The 16,479-nt window shown below is 35.4% G+C and carries 15 protein-coding genes (1 of these 15 only partly in view); 9 read left to right on the plus strand and 6 right to left on the minus strand.

Going from position 1 to position 16,479, the window contains the following annotated elements; translation table 11 throughout:
• The 5 genes from AC3FI7_RS19065 to AC3FI7_RS19085 form a co-directional block, all read left to right on the plus strand.
• A protein-coding gene (locus tag AC3FI7_RS19065; RefSeq protein ID WP_491460693.1) for a T9SS type A sorting domain-containing protein crosses the window boundary here: on the plus strand, positions 1 to 986 show its 3' portion. The gene continues 181 nt to the left of window position 1, outside the view; the window shows 986 of its 1,167 coding nt (coding positions 182-1,167); its start codon lies beyond the left edge, outside the window; the stop codon is at positions 984 to 986.
• Between the two features lie 126 nt (positions 987 to 1,112).
• Positions 1,113 to 3,764: a 4-alpha-glucanotransferase gene (locus AC3FI7_RS19070; protein WP_491460694.1), complete on the plus strand. Its 2,652-nt coding sequence runs from the start codon at positions 1,113 to 1,115 to the stop codon at positions 3,762 to 3,764.
• 139 nt (positions 3,765 to 3,903) lie between these two features.
• Positions 3,904 to 4,917, plus strand: coding sequence for a hypothetical protein (locus tag AC3FI7_RS19075; RefSeq protein WP_142726175.1), 1,014 nt, complete (start codon positions 3,904 to 3,906; stop codon positions 4,915 to 4,917).
• Between the two features lie 177 nt (positions 4,918 to 5,094).
• Entirely contained in the window at positions 5,095 to 5,544 is a 450-nt protein-coding gene (locus tag AC3FI7_RS19080) for a DUF4890 domain-containing protein (protein ID WP_491460695.1), read from the plus strand.
• Between the two features lie 127 nt (positions 5,545 to 5,671).
• Positions 5,672 to 6,181, plus strand: a complete 510-nt coding sequence (locus tag AC3FI7_RS19085) for a ferritin (protein WP_002981834.1) — start codon at positions 5,672 to 5,674, stop codon at positions 6,179 to 6,181.
• Between the two features lie 109 nt (positions 6,182 to 6,290).
• On the opposite strand, the gene AC3FI7_RS19090 is transcribed toward AC3FI7_RS19085, so the two are convergent.
• Together AC3FI7_RS19090 and AC3FI7_RS19095 are read right to left on the minus strand one after the other, a co-directional pair.
• A complete protein-coding gene (locus AC3FI7_RS19090; protein WP_142726173.1) occupies positions 6,291 to 6,515 on the minus strand; it encodes a hypothetical protein in 225 nt (74 codons plus the stop codon).
• Between the two features lie 123 nt (positions 6,516 to 6,638).
• Entirely contained in the window at positions 6,639 to 9,779 is a 3,141-nt protein-coding gene (locus tag AC3FI7_RS19095) for a UvrD-helicase domain-containing protein (RefSeq protein WP_491460696.1), read from the minus strand.
• 182 nt (positions 9,780 to 9,961) lie between these two features.
• Between AC3FI7_RS19095 and AC3FI7_RS19100 the strand changes: the two genes are divergently transcribed.
• From AC3FI7_RS19100 to AC3FI7_RS19115, 4 genes are all read left to right on the plus strand, one after another.
• Positions 9,962 to 10,708, plus strand: a complete 747-nt coding sequence (locus tag AC3FI7_RS19100; protein WP_142726171.1) for a peptidase associated/transthyretin-like domain-containing protein — start codon at positions 9,962 to 9,964, stop codon at positions 10,706 to 10,708.
• Complete coding sequence (locus tag AC3FI7_RS19105; RefSeq protein ID WP_491460697.1) at positions 10,709 to 11,515, plus strand: hypothetical protein; 807 nt, start codon at positions 10,709 to 10,711, stop codon at positions 11,513 to 11,515.
• Between the two features lie 19 nt (positions 11,516 to 11,534).
• Entirely contained in the window at positions 11,535 to 12,347 is an 813-nt protein-coding gene (locus AC3FI7_RS19110) for a carboxypeptidase regulatory-like domain-containing protein (RefSeq protein ID WP_491460698.1), read from the plus strand.
• 80 nt (positions 12,348 to 12,427) lie between these two features.
• A complete protein-coding gene (locus AC3FI7_RS19115) occupies positions 12,428 to 13,162 on the plus strand; it encodes an SIMPL domain-containing protein (RefSeq protein WP_291905302.1) in 735 nt (244 codons plus the stop codon).
• Positions 13,163 to 13,207: 45 nt separating this feature from the next.
• Here the strand turns inward: AC3FI7_RS19115 and AC3FI7_RS19120 are convergent, their stop codons facing one another.
• The 4 genes from AC3FI7_RS19120 to bshA all read right to left on the minus strand — a co-directional run bounded on the left by AC3FI7_RS19120 (position 13,208) and on the right by bshA (position 16,470).
• On the minus strand, positions 13,208 to 13,720 hold the full coding sequence (locus AC3FI7_RS19120; protein ID WP_491460699.1) for a GNAT family N-acetyltransferase: 513 nt from the start codon (positions 13,718 to 13,720) through the stop codon (positions 13,208 to 13,210).
• 3 nt (positions 13,721 to 13,723) lie between these two features.
• Positions 13,724 to 13,945: a PspC family transcriptional regulator gene (locus AC3FI7_RS19125; RefSeq protein ID WP_027373948.1), complete on the minus strand. Its 222-nt coding sequence runs from the start codon at positions 13,943 to 13,945 to the stop codon at positions 13,724 to 13,726.
• A 92-nt stretch (positions 13,946 to 14,037) separates the two neighbouring features.
• Entirely contained in the window at positions 14,038 to 15,294 is a 1,257-nt protein-coding gene (locus tag AC3FI7_RS19130; protein WP_491460700.1) for a DUF2851 family protein, read from the minus strand.
• 27 nt (positions 15,295 to 15,321) lie between these two features.
• A complete protein-coding gene (gene bshA / locus AC3FI7_RS19135; RefSeq protein ID WP_142726166.1) occupies positions 15,322 to 16,470 on the minus strand; it encodes an N-acetyl-alpha-D-glucosaminyl L-malate synthase BshA in 1,149 nt (382 codons plus the stop codon).
• Positions 16,471 to 16,479 lie beyond the last annotated feature (9 nt).

Raw genomic sequence — 16,479 nt, forward strand, 5'->3', positions numbered from 1 at the left:
AAGTATTTTCACAGGCCAGAAAAGGCGTTGTAGCAGAAGACAAAAATTCTTACAGTAACTCTCAGGCAGTGACTTTAGCCGCTCTTGCATATGATTCTTCGAATAACAATCTGCTGTATATGCCTATGTTTTCTTCGAATATCTATGTTTTGAATCCAAAAACAAAAGAAATCACTTTAGTAGAAAATAGTGTTGCAAGAGTAACTTCATGTGATATTAATTCTCATATCACGAGAATGGCAACAGGATATAACGGTAATGTCTATGCTGTGAATAATGCAGGAACCCAGTTTTTGGAAATCAGCAAAAAAGATGGGCAATATGTAGCGAGTGATCTGGGAATCATTAAAGATGATGCTTCTAATGGACGAAATTCATTTACAGCTATGGAAACTGGTTTTGGAGGAGATATGATTGCTGATGCAGATAACAACTTCTATGTTTTTGCAGCTTCAGGAAATGTTTTCAAAATTCTGACAAAAGATTTAAAAGCTAAATTTATTGGAAAGATAGCGGGAATTCCGGATAACTATTCTGTGAACGGCTCTGCGGTAAATGCCCACGGTAAAGTAGTAATAGCAAGTGCAAAAGGAGGTGCGCTGTACGAGGTCGACCTTACGAACCTGGAGGCTAAGGAGCTACCGGGAGAAAAAGAATTGCATATTTATGATTTGGCCAGTAAATATTTTGTGAATGATAAATCATCAACAGTAAACAATTTTACAGCTGATCTTGATATTTACCCAACAAGAGTTGATGAACACTATATTAATGTTCATGGTAATAACAAAATAAAAGGTACTGTTACACTGAACATATTTGATATGTCAGGTAAAAATGTAATGACTCAGAATTTGTCTGTCAACGAGGGTTCATTAGACGAAAAAGTATATCTTAAAGGACTGCTGACAGGTGCTTATATTGTTAATATTACTAATAGTTCAGGAAAATCAGTATTTAATAAAAAGATTCTTGTAACCAAATAACAGGATATTATAAATCAGTATATAAAGACCTTTTCAGTTTATTTTGAGAAGGTCTTTTAATGATTATTTGATATTTAATAAGTTTTATTTTTCGATATTAAAATGTACTTTTATAAAAAAATATAGATGAAACTATACTTTAATGTTGGATATATTGTAAAGGCCGGAGAAAGCCTGCAGCTGGTATTTGGTGAAGATGAGAATGCCTTACATATCCACACTATGTTTTATGCAGAAAATGGGCTATGGAAATGCGAAGTGGACTATTTCTCAAAATCCATTTCTTATCAATACCGGGTGGTAAATGAAAAAGGAAATGTTTTAAGGGAAGAATTTGTTCCGCATCATTTAAGTTTTCCACATAATTATAAGGAGTTTATCATTTTTGACGAATGGAATAATAAAAATTTTCCTGAAAATTATTTAAATAATAAAATTCTTTATAACAAGCTGCATGATTTCGTTCCTGAAAAAATAACGGTTTTAAAAAAACATACTCACTTATTCAGAATAGAAGCCCCTATTTATAATCCGGACTGGAGGATTGTTCTTTTTGGAAATACCGCATCTCTGGGAAACTGGAGCTATGACAAGGTTATTCACCTGCAGCAGACAGATTTTGGAATGTGGGAAGCGTCTGTTGAAATTCCTGAAAATGAATATATCCAATTTAAATACTGTATTTACGATACAAAAGAAAATAAGGTTATAGATGTAGAAACCGGCGAAAATAGATTTACGGTGGCGAATCCTTTGAATGACGTGCTGCAGATTGTTTCCAATCATTATTTCAGGTTTAAAGGATATCAGATGTATCATGATGCCGGGGTTGCGGTTCCGGTATTCTCTTTGAGAAGTGAAGATGGATTCGGAGTCGGGGAATTTGCAGACTTGAAAAAACTGGCAGATTGGACGAAAGAAACCAATCTTGGTATTATTCAGATTCTTCCGATCAATGATACAACAGCCAACTATTCCTGGACTGATTCCTACCCATACGCGGCAGTGTCTGTTTATGCTTTACATCCACAATATATCTCATTAGAAAAACTTGATTATTCTTTACCGAAAGAATTAGTTGATGAGTATCTGTCTGAAAAAGAACGGTTAAATGCTTTGGATCTGATCGATTATGAAAAGGTAATCGAAGGCAAATGGAAATATATTACGGCTGTTTTCAATGCTGAAAAAGATAAAATTTATAAGGAAAGAAACTTCAAAAAATTCATTAAGGATAATGAATACTGGCTGGTCCCCTATTCGGCATTCTGTGTCTTAAGGGATAAATATAAGACACCCAATTTCAACGAGTGGAAAACCCACAAAAAATATATTGCCGGAAAGATATCTCAGTTTTTTACAACAAAAAGTAAAGATTATGATAGCTCAATGCTTCATGCATGGGTGCAATATCAGTTGGATGTACAGCTGAAAGATGCTGTTGATTATACCCATAACCTGGGAGTTTCGTTGAAAGGAGATCTTCCTATTGGTATCTACAGATATTCCGTAGAAGCATGGGCAGAACCGGAATTATTCGGGATGGATTTTCAGGCGGGAGCACCACCGGATCAGTTTACAGAACTGGGGCAAAACTGGGAATTCCCGACTTACAATTGGGAAGCTATGAAAGCGGACGACTACAGATGGTGGAAAAACAGGTTCAAAGCATTGGAGCAATATTTTGATGCCATGAGAATCGATCATATTTTAGGTTTCTTCAGAATATGGAGAATGCCGATTTCTGCTGTACAAGGGATTTTGGGATATTTTTATCCAGCTGTTCCTATCGTTGCAGATGAATTTAAGGCCTGGCAGATTCCATTCAGTTTTGACAGGTATTGCAAGCCTTTCATCAATAATCAGATCCTGTGGGATTATTTTGGGGAAGAAAGTGAAAAAGCCCTTGAGTTGATGATCCGTAATGAAGATGGCACTTATACTTTTAAAGAAGAATTTGATACCCAGAGAAAGCTGGTGAATTTCTTTAAGAAAAAATCATATGGACCACTGGAAGAAAAACTGATTTCTCTATGTGCCAATGTTTTGTTCTTACCAGAGGAAAGAAATGGAAAAACGGTTTATCATCCAAGGTTCAATGTATATAACACGGAATCTTATAAATATCTTCCGGAATCTGAACAGAAAAGCATTTATGATTTGTACCATGATTACTTCTTCAGAAGACAAGATCATTTGTGGTATGAAAAAGCCATGGAAAAACTGCCGGTTATTCTGAATGCTACTAAAATGCTGATCTGTGGTGAAGACCTGGGAATGGTTCCTGCCTGTGTACCTGTTGTAATGGATGAATTGGCCATTATAGCTCTTAAAGTACAAAGAATGCCTGCCGAAAATATCCCTTTCTATAATCCTAAGTACGCCAATTATATGAACGTGGTGACAGCTTCTTCCCATGACAGCTCAACCTTAAGACAATGGTGGAAAGAAGATCGGATACTTACACAAAGATATTATAATGAACAGCTGATACAGTATGGAAAAGCTCCCGAAGACCTGACTCCTTATCTTGCAGAAATTATGATGAAGCAGCATCTGTATAATGAGGCGATGCTTGCCATTTTCCCGATCCAGGAGTTCCTGGCTACAGATGCAGAACTTACAAATCCTAAAATTGATAATGAAAGAATTAATAACCCTGCGGTTTTCCCCCATTACTGGCGTTACAGAATGCATTTAAAACTGGAAGATCTGAAAGAAAGGAAATCTTTCAATAAAAAAATTGCTCATTGGGTAAAAGATAGCGGAAGAATGTAAATTTAACAATTGATTATCAGTTAGTTAATAATATTTTAAAAGAAGTTTGATCTTAGGATTTAACTTCTTTTTTTTATTTGTATCAAAGAAATAGAATTAAGATATTCTGCTATATATTAACCAATTAACGACTATAGAGATGAAAAAAATATTTTTGGGATTAGCTTTTGGGCTGGGCGTTTTGACGTCAGCTCAGCAATATCCGAACAATGGTTGGGGAGATGATGGTTATTATCAGAATGATGGAGGCTATTACAGCGATGAAGATGACAGGAATTATTTCCCTGACGATTATTACTACAATTATCCTCAGGATTATTATCCAAGTGATTATTATCAAAGTTATTATAACGATTATAGAAATAGTATCATTAATATTGACTGGAACGGATTTTTTGTACAGAACAGACTAAACCGCTGGCAGGTAGACCAGATCATAAGACTTAATAATCTATACGCAAGTTTTAGTGTTTGGAATAATTTCTACCGATACAATCCGGACAGATGGTATTATGACAGGTTTTATGCATTAGAAAGGATATTAGGGCCAAGAGTATTTGTTGTTTTCCAGAATAACTATTACAGAGGCTACAGTCCGATTGTATATTTCCAGAACTATAGAAGAACGTATTACGTACCAAGATATGCTGTAATGCCAAGATATAGAAATGTCAATATCAATATTTACAGGGTAGACAGATCAAGATTCCGCAGAATGGATAATCCTACCTTTGATATTATCAGAAGAGACAACAGAGCAGATAACGGTTTCAGGAATACCAGAACCAATGGAAATTCCGGCAGCTTCCGTGACAACAATAACAGCGGCTTCAGAAATAGCAATGGAGGAGGCTTCAGAGGAAATTCTGATAATGGAGGAAATAGAAACAATGCTGAGAATAATGGCGGTTTCAGAAACAGTAATGGAGGAGGCTTCAGAGGAAATTCTGATAACGGTGGCTTCAGAAACAGCAATGGAGGTGGTTTCAGAGGAAACAGTGAAGTAAGGAGAGAAGCTCCTAAAAGAGAAGATAATGGCGGCTTCAGAGGAAATAATGGAGGAGGCTTCAGACAAAGATCTGAAAACTCTGCCCCAAGACAAGAAAACCGTGGTGGCGGTGGTGGCTTTAGAGGCAGTTTAGTAAGGAATTAATTTTCATATATTATATTTAAGTGGTGTGAAGGGCAGGTTTTTATAATCTGTCCTTTTTTTGTTGTTCCGTTGTTTTATTTTTGTTAAAATTTAACATTATTTATGAATTTGTTAATTTAACTTGTGTTTTAATTCGTAATCAAAAAGATATATAACAATTAATTAAATTTTAAAAAGATGAAAAAATTAGTTTTAGCAATAGCATTTATCGGAATGGGAAGTTTTGCCATGGCACAACAAACTACAACTCCACAGGACAGGCAGGCAAGAGCAGCTGAAATGAAGCAGAGAATGGAGCAAAAACAACAGGAGCATTTAGATCAGATGCAAAAGGACCTTAATCTTAATGCTTCTCAGGTAGCTCAGATAAAGGTGCTTCAGGATAAAAGAAAAGCGGAAATGAAGGCAGAGTTTGAAAAAAATAAAATGGACAGACAGGCTAAGATGCAGGAGATGCAGGCCAAAAGAACACAAATGGATGCTGATATGAAAAAAATCCTTACTCCTGATCAATATGATAAATGGCAGGCTGACAGAAAAGCAAAAGCAGAGAAAATGAAAATGGCAATGAAAGAAAGAAGAATGATGAAAAAGCCTATGAATACAGGAACTGCTGAAGTAAAATAACAGTTTGTAATTTTAGTTTTTTAATGTGTTAAGGATGGATGTTTTTCCATCCTTTTTGCATTAATTTTATTTAAAACTTTTGATTTCGGGCTTTTATTCCCTATTTTTGACTGTAAATTTAATACTTATGGTTAGCGAAAAAATTGCAAAATTAATTAACGAACAAATAGCCCACGAACAATATGCCGCTCAATATTATCTTTCAATGTCTGCTTGGTTTTCAGGAAAAGATCTTGATGGAATTGCCAATTATTTCAGAGTACAGAGCAAAGAAGAATTGATGCATGCAGACAAGATGTTTGATTATTTGAATGATGTAGGCGGGGAAATTATCATTGGAGAAATTCCAAAACCTCCACATGAGTTCGAAAATGCAACTGATATTTTTGAAAAAGCATTGGCACATGAGAAAATTGTAACTAAAAGTATTTTCAATATTGTAAAGAATGCTAACGAAGAAGGAGATTTTGCAACTACATCCTTCCTGCAGTGGTTTATCAACGAACAGGTAGAGGAAGAGGCCAGTGCTTCTCAGTATGTTACAAAAATTAAAATGGTCTGCGATAATCCATCAGCATTGTACCTTTTTGATCAGGAATTGTCTCAGAGAGTATTCACTCCTGATACAACTGCTTAAGATGAAAAGCTTTTCAAATATAAAGCCGCTATCCAAAAAGAGTAGCGGTTTTTATTTTATCATAATCAGTAATCATCAGAAGCCTGAATTGGTAAACTATCAGTAAGAATTATTTTTGGAGATTCTGTCTCTGGATTTTAATGGCAGTAATAAAAACAAATGCTCCTAATACAAAACTTAAAAATAAAGATTTTACAAGGTTTTCTGTAGGCATATATGGATGTCCATCTTCTGTAACCGGAGGATCTAAGCAATCCATAATATTAAAAGTGATCACCGTAGAAATAGACATTACGATCAAACTTATTGCGAAGGAAATTAGATATATTTTCATGGTCAGTTGTGTTCAAAATATAATCAAAAACTATATTTAATTCATGCTTAATAAAAATAATAAAACCTTTTTTATTTTGGCGTATTTTTTACAAGAATTATCATAACCTTTTTGGCTAAGCATTTATAGATAAATAATCTGTGTCTTTATAACCTTTTTACCCAGTCGCTCAAGTATATTCTTGTAACCTTCCACCTGTGCTTCATCCTTTGCCTTTGGTTCTCCGGTTTTAAAATCAACAATAATATATCCTTCATTTCCCTTTAAAATACGGTCTGGCCTGAATATATGACTTTCTCCATTTTCAGAGATCATAATATCTTTTTCGTTGATTACTTCCCATTTTTCATCAAAATATTCTGCGTACGTATTGACGATTTCCTGCAATGTGTACTGTATTTCTTTTTTTTCCTCCAGCGTAATCTGTCCTTCCAAAGCATATCCTTCCAATACCTTGGTTATATCCTTTTCAGTATTGATCTTTGATAAAAGCTCATGGACAAAAAGCCCGATTCTTACCTTCTCATTGCGTACCTGATAATTCTTGGATGGTGTAGCAATTCTGATGGATGTGCTTTTTTCATTAACATTCTTCAGGTTCTGAATATTCTGAGTTTTAAAAGAGGAGCTTTTATCCTTGGAATGTTTCTTCAGCATTTCCGGATGTACAGGATACAGATCAAACTCATCTGCCTGCTCCTGGTTTTTTGTCTGGAGGAAATCCAGAAGCTCGAGGTTATTTGATGTCTTATTTGGTTTCTGAAGATAGAAAAATAACTGCTCAACAGGTCTTGTCGTCGCAACGTACTGCAGACATAATCTGTCAATCAGATTTTTATAAGCATTTTTACTGTTAAAAAAAAGAATCTCATCATCGTAAGCTTCAAGATTTTTACTGAACTGGTTAATGTTTACTGATTTCAGGGCATCATTTTCATTCGTGTCAAACCAGTTGGTAAATTCGCTGTCCCGGTTTTTGTTCATCATTGGAATAAAAACAATAGGAAACTCCAGTCCTTTAGATTTGTGAATCGTCATGATCTGGATAGCATCAATATTTTCCGAAGCCTGAATGGTGTATGAAGATGCCTCTTCATCCCAGTATTTCAAAAACTCTTTGGTACTGGCACCGGCATTCTGTGTAAAATTGAAAAGCATTTCCAGGAAGTTCAATAAGAAATCAGTCTCTTTGTTTTCAACAGAAAATTCATTGATGTAGTATTCAATGAAATTATACAGGTTAAATCTCGGAAAATTGTCCTGTTTAAGCTGGAGCGAATACTTCTGCTGAATGAACTCAAGTATTTCTTCATGGCTTTCAATGTCCAGAATTTCTTTCATTTCCAAAGTAAAATCCGGCATATGGATTTTTCCCAGTGTATTCAGATGATACATCATCATGATCAGGCAAGGCTTATTTTTAGGATTGATTTCCCATCGCAAAAATTCAATGACAGCTTTTAAAGTATTGGAAAGTTCCAGGGTAAGGCCTTTATCCGAGATTGTTTTGATATTAGTTTCTTCTCCTTTATAGTTAACTTTTAAACCTCCGAGTTTCTGGGAGTAGCTGAAAATATCAAAATTTCCGCGGCAAAGAATCGTAATATCAGAGAATTTGAAACCGTTATCCAGGCATTCCTGAATATCTTTCTGCATGCTTTCAGAAGTGTCAGTATAAAACTCTTCATTTGTAAGATTTTCGATCAGATTTACCTTTACGCGTCCATCAATCTTTGACTTGGGGCTTTGTTCAGCATCTGCCCCGAAGATATTCTTATGTTCTTCCAGCAGCCCTTCAGAATGAAAACGGTAGAGCTCATTATTGAACTGTACAATATTCCTGGCGCTTCTCCAGTTATCTTTCAGTACAAGAAGATCTGCTTCTTTAGGTGAAAACTCTTTTTTGTTGATAATGTCAAGCATAAGCTTGCTTTCACCACCACGGAAGCGGTAAATACTCTGCTTGGGATCACCCACCAATGTAAAAGAGGTATGTTCTGTGGAAACACTGTGATCTCTCAGCGGGACAAAATTCTGCCACTGAAGCTCTGAAGTATCCTGAAATTCATCAAAAAAATAATGCTGAAACTGTGAACCTACTTTTTCATAAATAAACGCAGATGGTTCATTTTTAAGATTTTCATTAATCAGAATATTAAACTTGGAAAGAAGAACCAGGTCATTTTCCTCTTCAATTTTTTGAAGCTCGTCCTGAATATCCTTGTTTACCTTTAAGGGAAGAAGTGCAGACAAAATTTTCTCTTTCTTTTGAGTTTCAATATACAGCAGGATAAGTTTCATTCTGTTTTCCAGCAGCTGATCAAGAATTTCAAAAATCTCAGATTCCTTATGCTTTGATTTTGATGAAGCTCCTTTTCTGTAATTGTTGATCACAGATTCTTCCAAAGTAGTAGGAAAAGGGAAGGCGGTTCGTTTCTGCTGATAAAAATCAATGACTTTGGTAAAGAAACCTCCGATTCCGTTTTTACCCTGGGCAAAATCTTCAATCTCTATATTTCTTGATGTGAATAACTCTATAGAGCTTAGAGCAAGTTCTGCAGACTGTTTTTTGTTCAGCACAATCTCTTTACGGAGTGCATTTTTTATATTTTCGTAATTGGTGTCATCAAAGCTTTTATTACTTTTCAAATGTTCATAATGAATATCCTTCACAAATTCTTTTGCTGAATCATAAAGGTTTTTGTTAAGATTGATTCTTTCATTATTTTCAAGACTGTAATCTACATAATCCATGAAAGAATGGGAAATCTTTTCATTTTCACCAATCTGATCCAGCATTTTATCCACAGCTTCTATCAAAAAAGGTTCAGCTTCAATTTCGAGATTAAAATTTTTGGCCAGCCCCAGCTCGTAAGAAAAACTTCTTACCAGTCTTGAATTAAAGCGGTCAATTGTCCCTATATTCAGTGTGGAATAATTGTGGAGAACGTAATCCAGTAATTTTTTAGAACGTAGGTGAAGATCGTCAATTGTAATTTTTAAGCCCTGTTCTTCAAACGCCTTCTGGATATTTTTCAGATCCGGATTTTCAGCATAATTTTTAGCTGAAAAATTTCCCAGCCAGGATAAAATTCTCTCCTTCATTTCGTTGGCTGCCTTATTAGTAAAGGTCAGTGCAAGGATATTCCTGATCGATTGCTGCTGATTAGGATATCGGAGGCAGATCATCAAAAGCCTTTGTACCAGGGCATACGTTTTCCCGGATCCGGCAGATGCATTGATGACTGTATAAGAATTTTGCATTGTTGAAAGAGAATTGAGACTGCAAGTTAGCTAAAATTTAAAAGAAACTTTAACAATTTGATTTAGCTATTTAACAGTTCATAAGGCAAAAATCAAAAAGAAATATTAAAACACGTTAACTGTGGTTAAACTTATGGTATAAATTAAAAATAATTTTAGCTTTGCTTTATAAAAAACGGCCCGTGAAACTCAAACTATTCTTTTTCTTATCCTTTGTTCTTTCTATTCATATTCATGCCCAAAGTTATATATTCGGGAAAATTACTTCTGAAGATGGTGCTGAAATGCAGGATGTGAACGTTATTAATATCAGAACTGATGAGATTGTAGTTTCAAACAAAGACGGCCATTTTATGATTTCCGGAAGAAAGGGAGATGAATTACGTTTTATAAAAGCCGGTTATGAGCGCCTCACAAAAAAAGTTTCTCAGGAAAATACCCAGTCTCCAATGAACATCAGCCTTGTACGGCAAACTATTCAGATCCCGGAAGTTGAAGTAAAACAAGGTCTTACCGGAAACCTGAAAATAGATTCAAAACTCTATAATAAACCCCAAAAGGTTGACAAACTGACCAAAGAAATTGACCGGTATATTTCCCAGAAATCAGATCCCAGAATATTGGCTGCGAAACCAGGGGAATTTGTGCAGCCGAAAGGACAGGGATTTTCCATAGGGAAAGTTAAAGATAAATGGGATGATGTAGATTTAATGAAGTACATCAGAGCAAGTTTGGGTGATGATTACTTTACCAATCTCAAAATAGAGAAACCTCTGATTGACCACTTTATTTATTATGTTTTTGCAGGAGGTTTTGAAAGGAAAAAAATACTGAAATATGGATTTTGCAGTGATGCGGATCTGAATAGGTTTCAACGTTTTGTCCTGACAAGAATTTCATCGTATCGTGCTCCACAAACTCAAAGGTAAATGGAAATGAAACGTATCAACAGGCTATTGTTTCTTGTGCTTTTTTGTATCGCTTCAGAATTGTGGGGACAGCAAAGAATATCAGGAAAGATCATCACAGGCGATGAGCAGGATTTAACTCCTGTACTTATTGTTAACATTTCGGGGAATAAGAGCATATTGAGTGATATGTCCGGAAACTTTACGATGGAAGCCCAGGAAAATGATGAGATCAGATTTGTAAAGGAAGGTTATTATCGGGTTGACAAAAAAATAGCCAGAGAGGATTTCAGTACTCCATTGAATATTATTCTGAAAAAAATAGAAATCCAGATTCCGGAAGTGAGGGTTAAATATAGACCTACTGGAAATCTCGCTAAAGATAATCAGCATTTGAATGAATCCAGAAAGCTACATGCATTAAAGTCAGATATGGAGGAGTATATGAAGAGTCCGCTGAATCAGCCTTTACCTAGTAATGCTGTTTCCAGGACTTTTACCGGTCATGATTTCAATGCGGGGCAGGTCAATCTGTTTGGTGTATTTAATGCTGTAAAGAAATTGACAAAGCCTAAAGTCACTAAAGCTAATTATAATGAGACACAGGATTTCCTTAAAAGGGTAAGAAATGAAGTCAATCTGGATTTCCTGAGAAAATACGGAATGGATGAGGAACAGATTGATGCATTTCTTCTTTATGCTGATAAAACCCGTTCATTGGCAAAAAGATACCGTAAAGATTTTAGTATCACGACCATTGAGTATGAACTTAAAATCGCCTTTGGCGAGTACAGTAAAACGAATAAACCAGAAGGAATTAAAGAATAGTATTTACAAAAATTAAAAATTGGGTTATATCATAGAAAATAACAATTCATTTGGAATAAGAAAAATTTTTCTTTTCCTGATGCTTCTTTGCTGCACTTTCATTTTTTCCCAGCAGACTGTGACAGGACGCATAGTGGATGACAATGGAGAAAACTTGAGTAAAGTAATTGTGATCAACATGTCTACCGACAAAAAGGTACATTCTGATGCAGAAGGAATATTTTCTATTGATGCCAATCTTAATGATGAATTAAGATTCGTAAAGGAAGATTTTAACCGAACTTCCAGAAGGATTCTTACCAGTGATATCAATTTGCCGTTGTATATTGTCCTTTATCAGATTCCGAAGGACGTAGGAGAAGTAAAGATTGTTAAAAAACTGACTGGAGATCTGGAAGCGGATTCCCGGATTGTAGCCAAAGTAGATAAAGGAGAACAGGTAAGAGATGCTGTAGGTCTTCCGCAGCCAGTTGGAAAGATGAGAGAGAAACCGGCAGAAGTGAAAAGTGTCCTTTTACCGATACTTTTAGGAAACCTGAATGTTCAGGGGGTGTATGATCTGATAAGTGGTAAAGCCAGAAGACAGAAAAGACAATATAAGTATGATGATCTCCAGGAGCATATTGCCTGGATTCGCAACAGGATAGATGATGAATATTTTGTCAAAGCGGGAATCCCAGCCGACAGAATTTCAGAATTTATTGAGTTTTCATTTTTAGCAAAACCTCAGGTAAGAACCTATGTGAAGGCCAGAAACCTTTCCGGCGTAATGTTGAGATTGGAAGAAACAGTGCCTCTTTTTATGGAAAGGCTGGAACAGCATGAAAAGTAATTTAAATGTTAATGAAATCTTAAAATATTGGAATAGAAATTGATACAATTTTAGGATAACAATCCAAATTCACATATTTTATGAATAAAAGCATTTTTGCAGTAGCTGTTGCAGCATTAGGTTTCGTTATTGGTCTTGGGTTTTTAGGGAATGCCATTAAGAACAGGAACAAATCTGAAAATACCATTTCTGTAACAGGATTGGGAACAAAACAATTCACTTCAGATCTGATCACCTGGTCCGGAAGTTTTTCTAAAAATAATATGGATCTGAAATCTGCTTATGATGAGCTGGCGACAGATAGAAAAGTAATCAATGACTATCTGCTTTCAAAAGGGATACAACAGAAGGAGATTGTTTTTTCTTCTGTAGATATTCAAAAACAGTTCAGAAGCTATAATGATTCAAACGGAAATTATGTACAGGGAGAATTTTCCGGCTATAATCTTACTCAAAAGGTTTCTATTGAAAGTAAAGAAGTGGGCAAAATAGAAAATCTTTCCAGAAATATTACTGAAATTATCAACCGCGGCATAGAATTCACCTCTTCGTCACCTGCCTATTTCTATACCAAGCTGGCGACAGTGAAACAGGAGATGATTGCCAGTGCAACAAAAGATGCAAAAGAGCGCGCTGAAAAAATTGCAGAAAATTCAGGAAGCAGCCTGGGAAATCTGAAGAAAGCAACAATGGGAGTGATTCAGATTACAGCACCTAACTCGAATGAAGACTATTCTTATGGTGGGACTTTCAATACTTCATCCAAAGAAAAAGAGGCCAGTATTACAATCAAACTGGAGTACGAAGTAAACTAATAATAAGAAAAAGCCAGAAAAAGATACTATTCTGGCTTTTATATTTTAATGATAAATGATATCAAGAATTTCTCTTTTAGCTTCCTCCAAATTTTCAGGAGTATAATTGGCAAGCAACCACAGATTCAGAGATTTTTTCCCTTCACCATAACTTGGCTGTACATGAGTGGTATCAATCAGACTAAAATTATTTCTCTGATAAAAAGAATAGCGTCTTGACGCATCCTCACCTGAATCAGCCGGTTCAATTTCCAGAATAATCTTTGGATAACTTTCTGATAAATGATTCATAATCGTAGATCCCAGTTTTTTACTTCTAAACCTCTCAAAAACTTCAAAATGTTCTACAAAAACAAAAGAGCTCAATTCCCACAGGATGAGATATCCTACCTTTTCAGATTCATAAATGACGGACATGAATTTTACATGAGGATTGGTAAATAACCCTAAAAAATGTTTCTGGTCTCGTTGTTCATCTGCAGGAAAAGTTGTGGTGTAAGATGTATAGATTTCCTGAACTCTGGGGTCTTCAGCAGAAGTAATTGGTAAAAATTCCATAAATTATAAATCAAAGACGCTTGGTCTTCTGGTGATGAAAATATCTTTAATCCAAAGGGTAAATGCCAATCCCAGATAGATCAGAAAGAAAAAACCGGCGGTTGCAAAAGTAGAGTAGATGAAGAAAATTCTCAATTTGGAAACAGGAATTCCCAACTTGGCCCCCATTCTTGTCAGTACGCCAAACCATTCTCTTTCCATTTTATGACGGATATTACTCAGCATTTCCAGATTGTTATTTAAAAGTTCAAATCCAATACTGCAAGGTAAGAAAATTTTTTGACAAAGATTTTGAATAATATAACCTTCAGATACAGTTATTCTTTTAAAAGCTTAAATCCGATACCACAGTCTAAACAGTTTTTGTTTTCGCACATGTTTTTATGATGATAGATCAGGCTTTGGCTTTCCAAAGCATTCTCAATGTTCAGTCCAAGTTTTTTCCAGTTTGTAGTGATGGTATTTTTTTCGGCGGAAATGGTTCTGTACAAGTCAATAATTTCATCTGCAATCTCTTCTTTATGATATCTGTGATAAGCATATTTTAAAGGAAGAACTGTGTTCAGAATAAGAAGATCAACAAAATCTTTACTCAATGTTTTAGGCTGTAGTTTGGAAATGCTGCCAAAATTAAAATGAAAATCCCAATACGCTGAAGCTTTCACAGGTTTAAATAGGTTATATATCTGATCTGAGTTGTCAGCCTCCATAATTTTAGAAAATAAATTCTGATTTTTATAAAGATCTGCAAGCTGAGAAAATCGTATTGTAGGAAAATTGGGAGGTCTTAACCTTAGAAATTTAGGACGGAATTTCAGGTCTGAAATAGAAAATTTAGCTGTAATGAAATCAAATTCTCTTTTCCATATTTTCATCTGGCTGTCCTGTGGATTATCCAGCCATCCGGCAATTCCAAACAGTAAGGCTTCAAGCTGAACAGGATTCTGCCTTATTTTATTAATGATACTGTAATCTATACTTTCTGCAAGCTGTCTGAAAATATGGGCATTTACTTTTAATCCGAATGAATAAGCAAAGCTGTGAAATAAAACAGCCTCAAAATTATTTTTATATCGGTGTAGACTTTCTTCAAGCTCTGAAGCTTTCTCATCCAGTTTTTTCAGAATATTTTCTTCGTGGAAATTGATCGGTATCTTTCTAGGATCAAAAATATTTTCACAGGCAATGAATTTATCTCCATTAATGATATTCTCATATTTTGCAATGATGCTTTCATCAATATAGGTCTTCAGCTCCAGAGTAGGCACATTCTTTTCGCTAAGCTCATAGATTTCAATGTCGTGCTGAAAAACAACATGAAGAATGATATTCTGATAATTGGGATCCTGGGAATGGTGGTGAAAAATCCATTCAGAAGAACGGGTATGCAGTTCTATATTACCTGCCAGCAATAATCCGCTGATCTTGATTTTAGCATCAAGAAAATCGGGGCCGGCATTTTTATTCCATTTTCCGAAGTGAATGATCTCAACGGGGTTTCCTTCAATATCCTTGAAGTTAAAATGTCTGAAAGCTTTATAGTTCCAAAGATATTGAAGTAGTTTTTCCGTCATAAGTGTGACGTAAATATAATAGAAATATTATACTTTCGTCAGCTCCTTATTAAAATTTTCTATGGTTGTTCTATACATTTTCTCATAAATAGGAAGAATGTTTTTCAAATCGAATTTTATTGCCTGATCTTTCGCATTTTGCTTCATTTTGGTTAAAAGCTCATCATTACTCAGCAATTTGATGGTGTAGTTGCTCATGGCTTCTACATTTCCGATTTCAGCAAGATATCCGGTCTCTCCCTGAATGTTTACTTCAGGAATTCCTCCTGCATTGGAACTGATTACCGGAGTATAAGCTGCCATCGCTTCCAGAGCTGCCAGTCCGAAACTCTCCTGTTCTGAAGGAAGAAGAAATACGTCAGAAAGCTGTAAGATTTTATAAAGATCATTCACCTTTCCTAAAAGACGGATTTTGGAAATAAGATCCGGATTCTCTTCCAGAAACTGATTTACTTTTTCCATATCAGGTCCTTCTCCGATAATGATAAGTTTGGATTTTACCTTTTTTTCAACATTTTTAAAGATCTGTAATACTTCATCCACACGTTTTACAGGGCGGAGGTTGGATACATGGATCAGGATTTTTTCATCGGGATTGGCGAACTGTGTTCTCTGGCATTCAGAGCAGTCATCAAATTCGGAATTGTCAATAAAATTGGTAATTACCTGAATTTCTTTTTTGATATTGAAAAACTGAAGCGTATCTTTTTTCAGACTTTCAGAAACTGATGTAATAGCATCAGACTGATTGATTGAAAATTCTACAGCATGTTTATAACTCGGGTGCTGGCCTACAAGAGTAATGTCTGTACCGTGCAGGGTAGTGACCAAAGGAATATCATTATTATCTTCCTTCAGCATTTGTTTCGCTGTAAAAGCTGCATACGCATAAGGAATGGCATAATGTGCATGAAGAAGGTCCAGTTTATAAAGATTGACAACCCTGTAGATCATGGAACTTAAAGCAATATCATAAGGCTGATACTGGAAAAGCGGATAGGTTTGAACATTGACCCTGTGAAAGAAAATATTCGGGTTGGTAATGTCTAATCTTGCAGGAAGTGCAGAACTGATGAAATGTACTTCATATCCTTTATTGGCGAGAGACATTCCTAATTCTGTTGCTACAATTCCGCTTCCTCCATAGGTAGGATAGCAAAGTATGCCTATTTTCATTAGATTATT

The organism is Chryseobacterium sp. TQ-BC-N36 (assembly GCF_058382295.1).